The organism is Streptomyces calvus, assembly GCF_006782915.1.
GTDB lineage: Bacteria > Actinomycetota > Actinomycetes > Streptomycetales > Streptomycetaceae > Streptomyces > Streptomyces calvus.
Genome location: NZ_VCNP01000056.1, coordinates 698,161 through 714,569, shown reverse-complemented (window position 1 = coordinate 714,569; position 16,409 = coordinate 698,161). Strand labels below are relative to the sequence as shown.

13 protein-coding genes and 1 pseudogene are annotated in these 16,409 nt (G+C 73.6%); 7 read left to right on the top strand and 7 right to left on the bottom strand.

Going from position 1 to position 16,409, the window contains the following annotated elements:
• Positions 1 to 189: 189 nt before the first annotated feature.
• The 6 genes and pseudogenes from FGW31_RS31485 to FGW31_RS31460 all read right to left on the bottom strand — a co-directional run bounded on the left by FGW31_RS31485 (position 190) and on the right by FGW31_RS31460 (position 4,014).
• Complete coding sequence (locus tag FGW31_RS31485; RefSeq protein WP_142196944.1) at positions 190 to 1,182, bottom strand: polysaccharide deacetylase family protein; 993 nt, start codon at positions 1,180 to 1,182, stop codon at positions 190 to 192.
• Between the two features lie 26 nt (positions 1,183 to 1,208).
• Positions 1,209 to 1,388 (bottom strand): annotated as a pseudogene (locus FGW31_RS31480) (glycoside hydrolase family 11 protein); the annotation flags it as partial.
• Positions 1,389 to 1,784: 396 nt separating this feature from the next.
• Positions 1,785 to 2,408 (bottom strand): Rv1733c family protein, encoded by a 624-nt coding sequence (locus FGW31_RS31475; protein WP_142196943.1) that lies wholly within the window; start codon positions 2,406 to 2,408, stop codon positions 1,785 to 1,787.
• Positions 2,409 to 2,451: 43 nt separating this feature from the next.
• Entirely contained in the window at positions 2,452 to 3,255 is an 804-nt protein-coding gene (locus FGW31_RS31470) for a rod shape-determining protein (protein WP_142196942.1), read from the bottom strand.
• Entirely contained in the window at positions 3,252 to 3,626 is a 375-nt protein-coding gene (locus FGW31_RS31465) for a TraR/DksA family transcriptional regulator (protein ID WP_142196941.1), read from the bottom strand. The genes FGW31_RS31470 and FGW31_RS31465 overlap by 4 nt, the downstream gene beginning before the upstream one ends.
• A gap of 43 nt (positions 3,627 to 3,669) precedes the next feature.
• Entirely contained in the window at positions 3,670 to 4,014 is a 345-nt protein-coding gene (locus FGW31_RS31460; RefSeq protein WP_142196940.1) for a TraR/DksA family transcriptional regulator, read from the bottom strand.
• 280 nt (positions 4,015 to 4,294) lie between these two features.
• Between FGW31_RS31460 and FGW31_RS31455 the strand changes: the two genes are divergently transcribed.
• From FGW31_RS31455 to secD, 4 genes are read left to right on the top strand one after another with little or no spacing between them, the layout of a single operon-like run.
• Positions 4,295 to 5,263 carry a HAMP domain-containing sensor histidine kinase gene (locus FGW31_RS31455; protein WP_142197305.1) on the top strand — a complete coding sequence of 323 codons (969 nt, stop codon included), beginning with the start codon at positions 4,295 to 4,297 and terminating at the stop codon, positions 5,261 to 5,263.
• A complete protein-coding gene (locus tag FGW31_RS31450; RefSeq protein WP_142196939.1) occupies positions 5,260 to 5,946 on the top strand; it encodes a response regulator in 687 nt (228 codons plus the stop codon). The genes FGW31_RS31455 and FGW31_RS31450 overlap by 4 nt, the downstream gene beginning before the upstream one ends.
• Positions 5,943 to 6,539 carry a hypothetical protein gene (locus tag FGW31_RS35800; RefSeq protein WP_233452601.1) on the top strand — a complete coding sequence of 199 codons (597 nt, stop codon included), beginning with the start codon at positions 5,943 to 5,945 and terminating at the stop codon, positions 6,537 to 6,539. Before FGW31_RS31450 ends, FGW31_RS35800 begins: the two co-directional genes overlap by 4 nt.
• A 59-nt stretch (positions 6,540 to 6,598) precedes the next feature.
• A complete protein-coding gene (gene secD, locus FGW31_RS31440; protein ID WP_182675047.1) occupies positions 6,599 to 8,893 on the top strand; it encodes a protein translocase subunit SecD in 2,295 nt (764 codons plus the stop codon).
• Between the two features lie 77 nt (positions 8,894 to 8,970).
• Here the strand turns inward: secD and FGW31_RS31435 are convergent, their stop codons facing one another.
• On the bottom strand, positions 8,971 to 11,100 hold the full coding sequence (locus FGW31_RS31435) for an ABC transporter ATP-binding protein (RefSeq protein ID WP_233452614.1): 2,130 nt from the start codon (positions 11,098 to 11,100) through the stop codon (positions 8,971 to 8,973).
• Positions 11,101 to 11,409: 309 nt separating this feature from the next.
• On the opposite strand from FGW31_RS31435, the gene FGW31_RS31430 reads away from it, so the two are divergent.
• The 3 genes from FGW31_RS31430 to FGW31_RS31420 all read left to right on the top strand — a co-directional run bounded on the left by FGW31_RS31430 (position 11,410) and on the right by FGW31_RS31420 (position 16,350).
• Positions 11,410 to 12,309: a lysylphosphatidylglycerol synthase transmembrane domain-containing protein gene (locus FGW31_RS31430; RefSeq protein ID WP_142197304.1), complete on the top strand. Its 900-nt coding sequence runs from the start codon at positions 11,410 to 11,412 to the stop codon at positions 12,307 to 12,309.
• Between the two features lie 369 nt (positions 12,310 to 12,678).
• Positions 12,679 to 13,776: a mechanosensitive ion channel family protein gene (locus FGW31_RS31425; RefSeq protein ID WP_142196937.1), complete on the top strand. Its 1,098-nt coding sequence runs from the start codon at positions 12,679 to 12,681 to the stop codon at positions 13,774 to 13,776.
• Positions 13,777 to 14,130: 354 nt separating this feature from the next.
• Positions 14,131 to 16,350 (top strand): NADP-dependent isocitrate dehydrogenase, encoded by a 2,220-nt coding sequence (locus FGW31_RS31420; protein ID WP_142196936.1) that lies wholly within the window; start codon positions 14,131 to 14,133, stop codon positions 16,348 to 16,350.
• The last annotated feature ends 59 nt before the right edge of the window (positions 16,351 to 16,409 follow it).

The following is a 16,409-nucleotide window of genomic DNA, read 5'->3' as shown; positions in this document are numbered from 1 at the left end:
CCGCCCCCGTGCACAGCGCAGTGTGCACGACAGAGTTCTGTCGTAGCCCTCTCGGGGCGTGCGTCCCCGGGCTCGCCGGCTCCGCCTCGTGCCCGTCCTTCCGCTCCCCGCGTTCCGCGGGGAGACGGGCGGGCCCGGGGCGGCGGGGCGGTGGCGGGTCGCGGTGGGGCACCACGGCCCGCCGTGCGGTCAGCCCGTGCTGCAACTGACGGTCGGCCAGTTCCAGTTGCCGTTGCTCTGGATCGTCACTCCCCAGGTGTTGCCGCTGCCGTTGGGCCGGGCGACGAGGGTCTGGCCGTCGGGGTAGGACGCGCCGACGTTCCAGGTCGCGGCGACCTTGGCCGGGGACGGCACCTTCATCGTGACCGTCCAGTTGCTCGAACCGCTCACCGAGACGTTGAGGTTGTACCGGTCGCTCCAGCGGTTGCCCGCGGACAGGGTGGCCGTGCACGCGCTGCCGCCACCGCCGCCGCCTCCGCCGGATCCGTCGGGTGCCACCGCGCGGCCGGTCTGCGGCGAGATCATGCCCGCGCACAGGCCGCGGGAGGCCAGGTTCTGCGCGATGCGCGGGATCGCGGCGATGGTGTTGGCCGGCCAGTCGTGCATCAGCATGATCTGGCCGTCGGTGAGCCGGGACGCGGCCTGCACGATGGCGTCGGTGCTCGCGTTGTTCCAGTCCTGCGAGTCGACGTCCCAGATGATCTCGGTGAGGCCGTACTTGGCCGCGACCGTGCGCAGCGTCGCGTTGGTCTCCCCGTACGGCGGGCGGAACAGCTTCGGCGTGCCGCCGCCTGCGGCCGCGATCGCCTGCTGGGTGCGGGAGATCTCCGAGTCCATCTGCGCCTGGCTCAGCTGGGTCATGTGCGGGTGGGTGTAACTGTGGTTGGCGACCCACATCCCGGCGTCCACCTGGGCCTTGACCAGAGAGGGGTTGGCGGCGGCGTACTGGCCCTGGTTGAACATCGTGGCCCGCAGCCCGTTCTGCCGGAGTGCGCCGAGCAGGTTCTGGGTGGTGCTGGTGGAGGGGCCGTCGTCGAAGGTGAGGCCGACGTAGCCGTTGCAGGCGGCGGCCCGCGCGGGGGCGGCGCCGAGGGTCGAGGTCATGGTGCCCGCCAGGGTCAGTGCGGCGACGGCCAGGGCGGACACCAGGGTCCGGGCGGCCGGCTTGCGTGCGGTGGTCATGTGCGGTGGTCCTCCTCGTACGGTGGTCAGCCGGCGCTGCAGGTGACGGTCGGCCAGGTCCAGTTGCCGTCGGTCCGGATCGTGGTGCCCCGGTTGGTGCCGCTGCCGTCGGGCCTGGCGGCGAGGGCCTGGCTGTCGGGGCGGGACGCGCTGACGTTCCGGGTGGGGGAGACCTTCGCCGGGGAGGGGACCCGCATCGTGGAGGTCCGGACACTTCTGACGCCGGGCAGCGGGCGGCCGCGTCTGCGGCGGCTCGGGCGGACGGGCACGTTCATGTGGTGCGCCTCCTGTGACGGCTCGATGGGGAGGTCGATGCCGGACAGTGTTGGCCTGTGCGCGTCAACCGTCAACAGTTTCGATGAGGATTTCGAAAACTTCGAGTGATCATTGTCCGCCGCCGGACGTGATTGCCGCACGTCATCGCATACATCGAGAGGGAGTGCCTTCAAGCGGTCGGGAACGGCGGCAAGTCACCCTCGAAGGCAACTCCCCTCACCTCGAAAGTTTCGAGTGGTTGCGGTCCGGCCGGAGTGCACACGGCGGAGACGGTTCCCGTCCTGCGCCGGCCAACGCCGCCCCGACCGCGCCCGGAAGACACCCCGTCACGTCGGTGTCGTCCAGCGCGGTGCCGTCTCCGCCCAGGCGGTGCCCCAGGCGGACAGGTTGCGGCGGCGCAGGGCGAGGCCGGTCAGGGCGTGGACGGCGGCGCCGCTGAGGGCGACGCCGATGGCGGCGAGGAGCGCCCAGCCCATGGTGCGGCTGTGTATCTGCCGGGCGGTCAGCGGCCGGTCCGTCGCCTCGCCGTCGGCGGTGATCCAGAGGCGGACGGTACCGCCGGCGGGCAGCCCCGGCGGGACGTCCGTGCGGGTGGTGCGGGTGCGTCCCTCACGCGTGATGACACGGACCTCGACCGGGTAGCGGGTCTTCTTCTCCTCGTCCGAGCCCGGCTCCGGGTGGCGCGGTGCGTCCCGGGTGAGGGTCGCCGTCACCTCGTAGCGGGTCAGGTGCTGGTGGCGGGCGGTGTCCTCGTAGTGGCGGCGGGCGCTGTCGCCGACGAGGAGGGCGGCGAGGGGCGCCACGGCCAGGACGGCGATCAGCAGCCCGAGCCCGGCCCACGCCTCGATGGTGTCGGTGCGGCGGCGCAGCGGGTTGTGCCGCCAGCGCCACAGCAGCGGGCGCGGGGGCGGGCCGGGCGGTGTGCGTGCCGGGGGTTTCTCACCCGCCACGTCATGGCTCCTCTCGGTGTCGGGTCGGGACCGGCCGGGTGGGTCAGACGGTTCCGGTGAGCGAGGGGTGGTGGTGTGCCGCGGCGAGCAGGCCGGCGGCGCCGCGGACCGCGGCGGTGTGCGGGGACGGCACCGGCTGGACCGGGCAGCCCAGCCGGCCGGGCAGGTCGCGGGTGATGTCGGGGCGCAGCGCACCGCCGCCGGCCAGCAGCACGCCCCGGCGCAGGGCGGTGCGGGTGAGCGCGGTGCGGTCCTGGCGCAGCATGGCGGTCACCATCTCCACCACCGCGTCGGTGAGGTCGCCGGGCCGTGTGCCGCCGGTCAGGTCGGTGGTGCCGAGCGCGGTGCGCCGGGCGTCGGTCACCGCGCCGTCGGCGAGCAGCACCGCCTCGGTGAGGTGGGCGCCGATGTCCACGACCAGCAGCGGCCGTACGTGGTCGGCGCCCGCGGCGAGGGCCACCGCCCGCGCGCCCGGGACGGTGAGCACGGCGCGCGGACGGAGCACCTCGACGGCCGCACGGGCCGCGGTCCGGAAGGCGAGCCCGTCCAGGACCGGCGCCGCGACGACGACGAGCGGGCGGCCGATCCTGGGCAGCCGGTTGCCGAGCAGCCGTTCCAGCATGCGGGCCGTGCCCGCGGTGTCGACGATGGTGCCGCGCCGGACGGGATGGACGGCGCCGCTGCCGGGGAAGGTCACCGTCGGCACGTCGAGGACCATGCCCCGCCCGGCGATCCACGCGCGCGTGCGGGCGCTGCCCAGGTCCAGGGCGAGACCCGTGCAGCGCCGGCACGCCGGCCAGTGCCGGTGCCGTGCGGATGCCGGACGCAGGTGCCGGATCACGGTCACCGGCCGGCCTCCCTCACCTGCTGGCAGCGCCCGCAGTAGCGGGCCTGGGGGACGATCAGCAGACGGTGGCGTTCGACGGGACGGCGGCACAGGTGGCAGATGCCGTAGCGCCCGGCGTTCATCCGGGCGAGCGCCGCCTCGACGTCGGCGAGCACCATGCGGGCGGAGGCGGCCAGTTTGACGCCGACCTCGATGTGGGCGGCGTCCGCCCGCCCGCGCCGGTCGTCGGCGCGGGTCGTGGAGTCGGCGGCGAACTGCCGCAGCTGCTCCTGCCGGAACAGCCGCTGCTCGTTCAGGTTCTCGCGCAGCGCGGCGAGGTCCTCCGCGGTGAGGACCGTGTCGCGCTCGCCGATGGTCTGGTGGGACACCACTGCACCCCTTGGGCAGAGCGGGAGAGGACGGGATCGGCAGGGGTCAGTTCGCGCGCCGCTGGCAGGCGACGCAGTGCCGGGTGTGCGGGAGGATCTCCAGCCGCTCCGGCGGAACCGCCTTGCCGCAGCCCAGGCAGGCGCCGTAGGTGCCGTCGTCGACGCGGGCGAAGGCCTCGTCGATCTCCGCCAGGACGCGCTTGATGGCCTCCTTCTGCGTGGACGTCAGGTGGTCGTCGGAACTCTGCCCGCTCTCGTCGAGGGCCTTGAGCTGGGCCAGGCGGGTCGACCGGGCGTGTTCGAGGCGCTGCCTGATCTCGTCGGCGGCCGGGGACGCGGCGCGGCCCCTGGTCTCGGTACGGGCTTCGGTGCGGGGCAGGTCGAGCGACACGGGGTCCTCCCAGGGGATGTACGGGTGTTGCCCTTACCCTCGCCCGTTCTCCGCCCCGGGCCCATCGGGCGCGGTACCCATCTGTGCGGGGTCCGAGGACCCACCCCGGGCGGGATGGGTCCGGCGGGCGGCCGGAAATGGGGCGCGGGGCCCATCGACACGGTGCGCCCGCGCGGGGCACGCTGGCCGCTGTCCGCCCGGGACCAGGAGGCCGCTGCCCCGTCGGGGAGCGCGGTGACCGACAGTAGAGGCAGACGAGAAAGAGGAAGGCGTGACCTCCGTGTCCCTGTACTGGCGGATCTTCGGGCTCAACGCGGTGGTGCTGGGAACGGCCACCGCGCTGCTGCTGTGGGCTCCGGTGACCGTGTCGGTCCCGGTGCTGCTGACGGAGGCGGTGATCCTGGTCGCCGGACTCGGCGTCATGCTCGTCGCCAACGCGGCGCTGCTGCGCATCGGGCTGGCCCCGCTGGACCGGGTGACCCGGCTGATGACCACCGTCGACCTGCTGCACCCGGGTCAGCGGCTGCCGGTGGACGGCGGCGGCGAGGTCGCCGAGCTGGTCAGCACCTTCAACTCGATGCTGGAACGGCTGGAGGGCGAGCGCGTCGCGAGCAGCGCCCGCGCGATCCTCGCCCAGGAGGGCGAGCGGCGCCGCATCGCCCAGGAGCTGCACGACGAGGTCGGGCAGAGCATGACCGCCGTGCTGCTGGCCCTGAAGCGGGTCTCCGACGAGGCGTCCGAGCCGCTGCGCGGTGAGCTGCAGCAGGCGCAGGAGATCACCCGGGAGAGCCTCGACGAGGTCCGCCGGCTGGTGCGCAGGCTGCGCCCCGGCGTGCTGGACGATCTCGGCCTGGTCAGCGCGGTCACCTCGCTGGCCACCGAGTTCGCCACGCACACCGGGCTGCGCGTGGTGCGCCGCTTCGACCCGGCCCTGCCCGCCCTTGACCACGAGGCGGAACTGGTGATCTACCGTGTGGCGCAGGAGAGTCTGACCAACGCCGCCCGGCACGCCGAGGCCCGGTCCGTGGAGGTGAGCCTGCGCGCCGCCGGCACGGGCGTCGTCCTGGAGGTGGGCGACGACGGGCGCGGCATCGGTGCCGCCCGGGAGGGCGCCGGGCTCCGCGGGATGCGGGAGCGGGCCCTGCTCATCGGGGCCGCCCTGGACATCACGAGCCCGGACGAGACCTCCGCGACACCGACCGGCACCCGGATCCGGTTGACCGTGCCCGCCGTCAGGAAGCAGTCATGACCCACCAGGAAACCCGCGACGACCACCGGACGCTGCCGACGATCCGGATCCTGCTCGCCGACGACCACGCGCTGGTGCGGCGCGGCGTCCGGCTCATCCTCGACCGGGAGCCGGACCTGGAGGTGGTCGCCGAGGCCGGGGACGGCGCGGAGGCCATCGCGATGGCCCGCACCCACGACGTCGACCTGGCCGTCCTGGACATCGCCATGCCGCGGCTGACCGGGCTGCAGGCCGCGCGCGAGCTGGCCGCGCTGAAGCCGGGGCTGCGCATCCTGATGCTGACGATGCACGACAACGAGCAGTATCTGTTCCAGGCGCTGAAGGCGGGCGCCGGCGGCTATGTGCTGAAGTCCGTCGCCGACCGCGATCTGGTCGCCGCCTGCCGCGCCGCCATGCGCGACGAACCGTTCCTGTACCCGGGCGCGGTGACCGCGCTGATCCGCAACTACCTGGACCGGGTCCGGCACGGCGAGGAGGCGCCCGAGCAGCTGCTGACGCCGCGCGAGGAGGAGGTGCTGAAGCTCGTCGCCGAGGGCCACTCCTCGAAGGAGATCGCCGAGCTGCTGTTCATCAGCGTGAAGACGGTGCAGCGGCACCGCGAGAACCTGCTGCACAAGCTGGGGCTGCGGGACCGTCTCGAACTGACCCGTTACGCCATTCGCGCCGGGCTCGTGGAACCTTGACCGCCGACCGGCGGGGACGTGCCGCCCTCCTGCCGTGCCGCCTGCTCGCGGTCCTGACCGCGCTCGCGGCCGTCCTGCTGACCCTCGGCTCCGCCGGCGACGCCCGGCCCCTCCCCGCCGCCACCCACCTGGCGCCGTCCGTCCCGGCCACCACCGCCCACCCCTCGCCGTCCCTCTCCCCCGGCGACGCACACCTCTCGCCGTCCGGCTCTCCCGGCGACGCACACCTCTCGCCGTCCGGCTCTTCCACCGACGCACACCTCTCGCCGTCCGGCTCTCCCGGCGACGTACACGTCTCGCCGTCCGGCTCTTCCACCGACGCACACCTCCCGCCGTCCACCGCGCACGCGTACGACACCCGTCCGTACGGCGACGACGCCTACGTCGGTGCCCGTACGCTGCTCGTCCGGCCGGAGCGGGACGCCGGTGAGCGCACCCTGCCCGCCGGTCCGCAGCTCTTCACGGCGGCGCACACACCGCCGGTGCCGCCCCGGCCGGCACGACCGGCCCCGGCGGCCGGGCACGCCCCGCCCGCCGCCGCGCACGTGCCCTCCGACCTGGGACGGGCACCGCCCGCCGCCTCCAGCACCTGAGACTCGCCTTTTCTCACTTCTCTTCTTCTCTCTTTCCCGCGTGCCTGCTGGAGGCAGCTGTGAAACGTCCCGCCCGCGTCAGGGCGCTGTTCGCGTTCGCCGTGATCGCCGTGTCCGTGTTCGTCGCCGTCACCGTCCCGGTCCGTCTGGGCCTCGATCTGCGGGGCGGCACCCAGATCGTGCTGGAGACCCGTTCCACCGAAACCGTCGAGGCCGACAGCGAGGCCACCGACCGCACCCTGGAGGTCCTGCGCGGCCGCATCGACGCGCTCGGCGTCGCCGAACCCACCATCGTCCGCTCCGGTGACCACCGGATCATCGTCGAACTGCCCGGCGTCCAGGACCCGCGCAAGGCCGCCGACGTCCTCGGCCGCACCGCGCAGCTCTCCGTCCACCCCGTGCTCGCACCCGGCGCGGCACAGAAGGGCGAACGCACCCTGCCCGACGAGGAGGGCGAGCGGCTCCGGCTCGGCGGCGCCGCGCTCACCGGCCAGGACGTCAAGGGCGCCGAGGCCCTCTTCGACCAGCAGAGCGGCGCCGGCTGGCACGTCACCGTGGACTTCGAGGACGGCAAGGGCTGGGCCCGGCTGACCGGTGAGGCCGCCTGCCATCCCGCGGGCGACCCGCAGCGCCGGGTCGCCATCGTGCTGGACGACAAGATCATCTCCTCGCCGCAGGTCGACCCGTCGGTGGCCTGCGGTGCGGGCATCACCGGCGGGTCCACCCAGATCACCGGTTCCTTCACCGCCGAGGAGGCCAAGGAGCTGGCCCTGCTCGTCCACGGCGGTGCGCTGCCGGTGCCGGTGGAGACGGTGGAGCAGCGGACCGTGGGCCCGACGCTGGGCGCCGAGGCCATCGAGGCCAGTGCCTGGGCGGCCGTCGTCGGCACCGCGCTGACCGCGGTCTTCGTCATCGTCGTCTACCGGCTCATGGGCGTCCTCGCCACGCTGGCGCTGCTCTGCTACGGCGTGATCTCCTACGCCGGTCTGGCGGCCCTCGGCGCCACCCTGACCCTGCCCGGACTCGCCGGCTTCGTGCTGGCCATCGGCATGGCGGTGGACGCCAACGTGCTGGTCTTCGAACGGGCCCGGGAGGAGTACGGCGCCCGCAACCGGCCCAGTGGCCGCTCGGCCCTGACCGCCGGGTTCAAGGGCGCCTTCAGCGCCATCGCGGACTCCAACATCACCACGCTGATCGCCGCCGTGCTGCTGTTCCTGCTGGCGTCCGGCCCGGTCAAGGGCTTCGGCGTCACGCTGGGCATCGGCGTCCTGGCCTCCATGATCAGCGCGCTGGTGATCACCCGGGTGCTCGCCGAGTTCGCCGTCGCCCGCCGCTGGGTGCACCGGCGTCCCGGGGTCACCGGTCTGGCCTCCGTCGGCCGGGTCCGGGCGTACCTGACCCGCCGCGACCCCCAGCTGATGCGGCGCCCGCGCCGCTGGCTCGCGGTGTCCGCCGTCGTGCTCGCCGTCACCGGCGCGGGCATCGTGGTGCGGGGACTGGACTTCGGTGTGGAGTTCACCGGCGGCCGGCTCATCGAGTACTCCACCTCCACCGCCGTCGACCCCGACCGCGCCCGTGCCGCCCTGGCCGACGCCGGTTTCCCGCAGGCCGTCGTGCAGTCCTCCGGCGAGAACCGGCTGACGGTGCGCACCGAGGAGCTGACCAACGCGCAGGCCGTCGAGGTCGCCGACGCCGTGGGCAAGGTCGGCGGCGGGGCGGAGAAGGTACGGGACGAGCTGATCGGCCCGAGCCTCGGCGACGAGCTGCGCCGCAACGCGCTCATCGCGCTCTCTCTGGCCCTGGGAGCGCAACTGCTGTACCTGGCCGTGCGGTTCCGCTGGATGTTCGGGGCCGGCGCGGTGGGCGCGCTGGCCCACGACGTGGTCGTCCTCACGGGTGTCTTCGCCTGGCTGGGCAAGCCCGTCGACGGCGTGTTCCTGGCCGCGCTGCTCACCGTGATCGGCTACTCGGTGAACGACTCCGTCGTGGTCTTCGACCGGATCCGCGAGCTGTGGCGCAAGGACGGCAGGACACCGCTGGCCCGGGTCACCAACCGGGCGATCCTGCAGACGGTGCCCCGCACGGTCAACACCGGTATCGGCGTGTTCTTCATCCTGGCCGCGCTGGCCCTGCTGGGCGGCGAGTCGCTCACCGACTTCGCGCTCGCGCTGCTGATCGGCGTCGCCGTGGGCACGTACTCGTCGGTCCTGACCGCCGCACCGCTCGCCGTCGAGCTCGGCGGGCGCACCGGCGACCGCGACGGCGGCCGGGGCCGGCGCGGGTCCGCCGGGCGGGCCAGGACCGGCGCCGGTGAGCGTACGGAGCGGGCGGAGGCCGGCACCCGGGGACGGTGACACGGGGCCGCTCGCGGAAGGCGCCGCCGCCCGAGGTCGTCGGGCTGCGGCGCCTTCCGGGCACACGGCACCCGGGGCTACACGGGTGCCGGGGCTTCCCGGCCGTGGTCCGAGTCGCGGTCGTGACCCGAGTCCCGGTCACGGTCCAGGTCACGGTCCCGGCCGTTGTCGCGGTCCAGGTCCCGGCCGTTGTCACGCTCCAGGTCCCGGTCGGGGTCCGAGTCCCGGTCGCGGTCCAGGTCTCCTCCGTGGTGCAGGTTGCGGTCTCGGCCGTGGTGCAGGTCGCGGCCGCGGTCCGAGTCCTGGGCAGGGGTGTGGTCGTGGTCCAGGTCGCGGCCGTGGTCGTCGTCCGGGCGGGGTGCGAACTGGGTGCGGTGCAGTTCGGCGTAGCGGCCGTCCGCCGCCAGCAGTTCCTCGTGCGTGCCGCGTTCCACGATCCGGCCGGCCTCGACGACCAGGATGAGGTCCGCGGCGCGGACCGTGGACAGCCGGTGCGCGATCACGACCGCCGTCCTGCCCTCCAGGGCCTCCGCGAGCGCCTCCTGGACGGCGGCCTCGGAGGTGTTGTCCAGATGGGCGGTCGCCTCGTCGAGGATGACGACACGCTGCCGGGCCAGCAGCAGCCGGGCGATGGTCATCCGCTGGCGCTCCCCGCCGGAGAGCCGGTAGCCGCGTTCACCGACCACGGTGTCCAGGCCGTCGGGCAGGGCCCGGACGAGTGCGTCGAGGCGGGCCCGGCGCAGGGCGTCCCACAGGTCCTCCTCGCTCGCGTCCGGGCGGGCCAGCAGGAGGTTGGCGCGGACCGTGTCGTGGAACAGGTGCCCGTCCTGGGTGACCATGCCGAGGGTGGCGCGCAGCGTGGCGGCGCTCAGGTCGCGGACGTCGACGCCACCCACGCGCACGGCCCCGGAGTCGACGTCGTACAGCCGCGGCAGCAGCGCCGCGACGGTCGACTTGCCGGCGCCGGAGGAGCCGACCAGCGCGACGGTCCGGCCCGGTTCGGCGCGGAAGGAGATGCCGTGCAGGACCTCCTCGCCGCCGCGCGTGTCCAGGGAGGCGACCTCCTCCAGGGAGGCGAGGGAGACCTTGTCGGCGGACGGGTAGCCGAAGCGGACGTCGTCGAACTCGACGGAGACCGGGCCGTCGGGCACCTCGCGCGCGTCGGGCCGCTCCTCGATGAGCGGCTTGAGGTCCAGCACCTCGAAGACCCGCTCGAAGCTGACCAGCGCGCTCATCACCTCCACCCGCGCCCCGGCCAGCGAGGTGAGCGGCGCGTACAGCCGGGTCAGCAGCAGCGCCAGCGCCACCACGGCGCCCGGCTCCAGGACACCGCGCAGCGCGAGCAGACCGCCGAGGCCGTACACCAGGGCCAGGGCGAGCGCGGAGACCAGGGTGAGGGCGGTGATGAACACCGTCTGCGCCGTGGCCGTGCGCACGCCGATGTCCCGCACCCGGCGGGCCCGCACCGCGAACTCCTCCGACTCCTGCTCCGGGCGGCCGAACAGCTTCACCAGGGTGGCGCCGGGCGCCGAGAACCGCTCCGTCATCCGGGTGCCCATGGCGGCGTTCAGGGCGGCGGCCTCCCGCTGCATGCCGGCCATGCGGCGGCCCATGCGCCGGGCCGGGACCACGAACACCGGCAGCAGCACCAGCGCGAGCAGCGTGATCTGCCACGACAGGGTGAGCATCACGGCGAGCGTGAGCAGCAGGGTGACGACGTTGCCGACGACGGTCGCCAGGGTGTTGCTGAAGGCGCGCTGGGCGCCGATGACGTCGTTGTTGAGACGGGAGACGAGCGCTCCCGTGCGGGTGCGGGTGAAGAACGCGACCGGCATCCGCTGCACGTGGTCGAACACCGCCGTCCGCAGGTCCAGGATGAGTTCCTCGCCGAGGGCCGCGGACAGTCTCCGGCCGAGCACGCCGAGGACCGCCTCCACCACCGCGATCAGGGCGATGAGCAGGGCCAGGCGGACGACCGCGGCCTCGTCGCCGCCGGACACGATCGTGTCCACGACGCGCCCGGCGAGGACCGGCGTGGCGACGGCGAGTGCCGCGCCGGCCGTGCCGAGCAGCACGAACAGGGCCAGACGGCGGCGGTGCGGGCGGGCGAAGGCGCCGATGCGGCGCAACGTCGCCCGGGTGACGGGGCGGTGCTCGTCCTCGGCGGTCAGGACGCCGCGCAGCTGTGTCCACGCTGTGGTCTCCATGCTCATGCCGGAGAACCTAGGACCTCAACTTTGGTCGAGGTCAAGGACCGGCTCACGGCAGGCGTTCCGGCCACCGGCTGCTGCACGGCCTCGGCCCGGCGGCCACCGGCCGCGGTACGGCGGCCATCGGCCCCAGTACGGAGGCCATCGGCCGCGGTACGGAGGCCACCTGCCGCGGTACGGAGGCTGCCCGGCCGTGCCCGGCGGCCGCCCGGTCGTAAGCAGCCGTCCGGACAGCCGAAACCCGCCGTTGGCGCGCGCCGGACATGCTCGGTGGACGTGACGGGAACGATCCGCCGGGTCCTGTGTGTGCTGCCGCTGCTGCTGGTCACCGTGGTCGCGGTGCAGCACCGGTCGGTACTGGCCGAGGGCTTCGCCCGGCTGGGGACCGCCCGGTGGCCGTGGCTGCTGGCCGCGGCCGGCGCGACCTGCCTGACCTGGGTGGCGGCGGCGTGCACCCGGCAGGGCGCGGTTCCCGAGCGGCTGCCCGCGCGACGGCTGCTGATCACGCAGTTCGCGGCGGGCGCGGCCAACCATCTGCTGCCGACGGGGCTGGGCGCGAGCGCGGTCAATCTGCGGTTCATGACGGTGTGCGGGCTGCCGCCGGCCCGCTCCTCGGCCGCCCTGGCCCTGTATCTGCTGGCGGAGTCGGTCGCACGGGTGGGCCTGCTGGCCGCCCTGCTCCTCGCGTTCCCCGGCGCGCTGCGCTTCGGTGCGCTGCTGCCGGAGGGGTGGGCCGGGCCGCTGCTGCTGGCGGCCGGGGCGGTGCTGGTCGTCGCGGCGGGCGTGCTCGCGGCCGTACGACGGCTGCGGGCGGCGGCGCGGTCGTTCCTGCGGACGGCGCTGGGAGAGGCGCGGTCGGTGCACGCGCTGCCGTCCCGGGCGCTGGCGCTGTGGGGCGGGGCGCTGGCCTTCCCGGCGTTGCAGGCGGCGTCGCTGGTGCTGGTGGGGCTGGCGTTCGGCCTGTCGGTGCCGCCCGCCCACATGGCGCTGGCGTATCTGGCGGCGACGGTGGCGGTGGCGCTGGTGCCCACGCCGGGCGGTCTCGGCTCGGTGGAGGCGGCGCTGGTGCTGGCGCTGGTGGCGGTCGGCGGGCCCGCGGCGGCGGCCACGGCGGTCGTGCTGGTCTTCCGGGTGATCACGGTGTGGCTGCCGCTGCTGCCGGGGGCGCTGACGCTCGGCGCCCTGGTCCGGCTGAAGGTGATCTGACCGGCGGGGCGCGCGGAACGCCGCCGACCGGGCCGCACTCCCACCGCGTTTCCCCCTGCTGCCCCGCCCGGTTCCCACCGCTGTCCCGCCGCGTTTCCCACTGCTTTTCCGCCAGGTTCCCGCCGCTGTCCCACCGCGTTCCCGTGACGTTCCCGCGCGCTCGGTCAGGGCCCTCGTGCTCCCGTGCGCTCCCGCCGCGCGACGCGGGCGCGCGCGAACTGCCCTGCCAAATACGGCAGGATGAGCGATTGTGCAGGCCGCGGGTCGGGCGGCCGGCGAGACGTACATCCCGTAGCAATCGAGCAGGTGACGAGACGTGACACGACTTCCCATACGGCCTCCGGCCATGGTGTTCGCCGGGGGTGAGCGGTGACCCGCGCGCTCACCATGGACGACCTGGTGCTGGCCGGCATCGCCCTCGCCTCCGGACTGCTGGCGGCGTTCCTGCTGCGGATGCTGCTGCGCTGGCTGGGCCGGCACGCCGACCGCACCCGCTGGCGCGGCGACGACGTCGCCGTGGACGCGTTGCGCATGGTCGTGCCCTGGGCGGCGGTCGCTGCGGGCGCGGCCTCCGCGGCGGCGGCGCTGCCGCTGACCCGGACCGTGCAGCACAACGTCAACCAGACGCTGACGCTGCTGGTCATCTTCGCCGCGACGGTCGCTGCGGCCCGGGTGGTGGCGGGGCTGGTGCGCTCGGTCACCCAGTCCCGCTCCGGCGTCGCCGGGTCGGCCACGATCTTCATGAACATCACCCGGATCCTGGTCCTGGCGATCGGTTTCCTGGTGGGCCTGCAGACGCTGGGCATCTCCATCGCGCCCCTGCTCACCGCCCTCGGCGTCGGCGGTCTGGCGGTCGCGCTGGCCCTGCAGGACACGCTCGCCAACCTGTTCGCGGGCATCCACATCCTCGCCTCCAAGACCGTGCAGCCCGGCGACTACATCCGGCTGAGCAGCGGCGAGGAGGGCTACGTCGAGGACATCAACTGGCGTCAGACGACCGTGCGCGAGCTGTCCAACAACCTGGTGGTCATCCCGAACGGCCAGCTCGCCAAGACGAACATGACCAACTTCATGCGGCCCGAGCAGCAGCTCACCATCCTGGTGCAGGTCGGCGTGTCGTACGACAGCGACCTCGAGCACGTGGAGCGGGTGACGACGGAGGTCGTGGCCGAGGTGATGACCGAGATCACCGGTGCCGTGCCCGAGCACGAGCCGGCGGTGCGGTTCCACACCTTCGGCGACTCCCGCATCGGCTTCACCGTCATCCTGGGCGTCGGCGAGTTCAGCGACCAGTACCGGATCAAGCACGAGTTCATCAAGCGGCTGCACCGGCGCTACCGCGAGGAGGGCATCCGCATCCCGTCGCCGGCCCGGACCGTGGCGCTCCAGCAGGGCACGGTGGTGCTCCCGCAGCAGCGCGACACCGGCACCGCGCCGGACGACATGACCGCCTCCCGGCCGATCTGAGGCCGACGACCGGCCGGTCCGACCCCCGGCGACCGGCCGGCCCGAGCCCGACAACCGGCCGGTCCGGCCCCGGCGACCGGCCGGTCTGCCCGACGCCCGGCCGGGCGCACTCCGTGCGGTCGGCCCGGGCCCGCCGTACGGCCGGTCCGCGCACGCCACGCGGCCGACCGGTACACGCCACACGGCCGACTCCCGTACGCGCCACACGGCCCACGTCCGGTCGCGCCGTCCCGCCGGGCGTCCACCGTCCGGCAGGAGCTCGGCCGGAAGTCGGCGCGGACCCCTGTCGAGCCGAGGTCGATCACGAGATATCTTGATGTCGAGCAATGTTGCAGACGTGGAGCGGAGCACCCGGTGACTGACTCGACCATCATCTATACGCACACTGACGAGGCCCCGGCCCTGGCGACGTATTCCTTCCTGCCGGTGGTCCGGGCGTACGCCTCGCAGGCCGGTGTCGCCGTGGAGACGCGCGACATCTCGCTGGCCGGGCGCATCATCGCCGTGTTCCCGGAGTACCTCACCGAGGACCAGCGCATCCCGGACGCCCTCGCCGAGCTCGGTGAGCTGGCCAAGACGCCCGCGGCCAACATCATCAAGCTGCCGAACATCTCGGCGTCGATCCCGCAGCTCAAGGCCGCGATCGCCGAGCTGCAGGGCCAGGGCTACGCGCTGCCGGACTACCCGGACGACCCCAAGACCGACGAGGAGCGCGAGATCCGCGCCCGCTACGACAAGGTCAAGGGTTCCGCCGTGAACCCGGTCCTGCGCGAGGGCAACTCCGACCGCCGCGCCCCCGCCTCGGTGAAGAACTACGCCAAGACCCACCCGCACCGCATGGGCGCCTGGACCGCCGAGTCCAAGACCGACGTGGCGACCATGGGCGAGAACGACTTCCGGTCCACCGAGAAGTCGGTCGTCATCGCCGAGGACGGCGCGCTGCGCATCGAGCTGGTCGGCGACGACGGCACCACCACCGTGCTGCGCGAGTCCGTACCCGTCCAGAAGGGCGAGGTCGTCGACGCCTCCGTGATGCGCGTCGCCGCGCTGCGCGAGTTCCTGACCGCGCAGGTCGCCCGCGCCAAGGCCGAGGGCGTGCTGTTCTCGGTGCACCTGAAGGCCACGATGATGAAGGTCTCCGACCCGATCGTCTTCGGCCACGTGGTGCGCGCCTTCTTCCCGAAGACGTTCGCGCAGTACGGCGACAAGCTCGCCGCGGCCGGCCTGACCCCGAACGACGGTCTGGGCGGCATCTGGAAGGGCCTGGACGCCCTGCCGGAGGGCGCCGAGATCAAGGCCTCCTTCGACGCCGAGCTCGCCGAGGGCCCGGAGCTGGCGATGGTCGACTCCGACAAGGGCATCACCAACCTGCACGTCCCCTCGGACGTCATCATCGACGCCTCCATGCCTGCGATGATCCGCACCTCCGGCCACATGTGGGGCCCGGACGGCCAGGAGCACGACGCCCTCGCGGTGATCCCGGACTCCTCCTACGCGGGCGTCTACCAGGCCGTGATCGAGGACTGCAAGGCCAACGGCGCCTTCGACCCCTCGACCATGGGCACGGTGCCGAACGTCGGCCTCATGGCGCAGAAGGCCGAGGAGTACGGCAGCCACGACAAGACCTTCGAGATCGCCACCACGGGCACGGTCCGCCTGGTCGACCGGAACGGCACCGCGCTGATCGAGCAGGCCGTCGCGGCCGGCGACATCTTCCGCGCCTGCCAGACCAAGGACGCCCCGATCCGCGACTGGGTGAAGCTGGCCGTCACCCGCGCCCGCGCCACCGGCGACCCGGCGGTGTTCTGGCTGGACGCCACCCGCGCCCACGACGCCAACCTGATCGCCAAGGTCGAGCAGTACCTCACGGAGCACGACACCGAGGGCCTGGACATCCGGATCCTGTCCCCGGTGGAGGCGACGAAGCTGTCGGTGGAGCGCATCCGCCGCGGCGAGAACACCATCTCCGTCACCGGCAACGTGCTGCGCGACTACCTGACCGACCTGTTCCCCATCCTGGAGCTGGGCACCAGCGCCAAGATGCTGTCGGTCGTCCCGCTGATGGCGGGCGGCGGCCTGTTCGAGACGGGCGCCGGCGGCTCCGCGCCGAAGCACGTGCAGCAGCTGGTCAAGGAGAACTACCTGCGCTGGGACTCGCTCGGTGAGTTCTTCGCGCTGGTGCCGTCGCTGGAGCAGTACGCCACGGCCACCGGCAACACCCGCGCCAAGGTCCTCGCCGACGCCCTCGACCGCGCCACGGCGACCTTCCTCAACGAGGACAAGTCGCCGACCCGTCGCGTCGGCGGCATCGACAACCGCGGCAGCCACTTCTACCTGTCCCTGTACTGGGCGCAGGAGCTGGCCGCGCAGACCGACGACGCGGACCTGGCGAAGGCGTTCGCGCCGCTCGCCGAGACGCTCGCCGCGAACGAGCAGAAGATCGTCGACGAGCTGAACGCCGTCCAGGGCAAGCCGGCCGAGATCGGCGGCTACTACCAGCCCGACCCGGCCAAGGCCGCCGCGGTCATGCGTCCGTCCGCCACCTGGAACGAGGCGCTCGCGTCCCTGAGCTGACGCGGCGGGCCCGCCGAGGACCCTTCCACGAGGGCGCTCGGCGGGCGCACGCGCGCCGC

What these genes read in the sequence shown, in the direction of transcription:
- FGW31_RS31485 (WP_142196944.1), bottom strand. Translation starts at nt 1,182, where the DNA reads ATGACCACCGCACGCAAGCCGGCCGCCCGGACCCTGGTGTCCGCCCTG.
- FGW31_RS31450 (WP_142196939.1), top strand. Translation starts at nt 5,260, where the DNA reads ATGACCCACCAGGAAACCCGCGACGACCACCGGACGCTGCCGACGATC.
- FGW31_RS31435 (WP_233452614.1), bottom strand. Translation starts at nt 11,100, where the DNA reads ATGGAGACCACAGCGTGGACACAGCTGCGCGGCGTCCTGACCGCCGAG.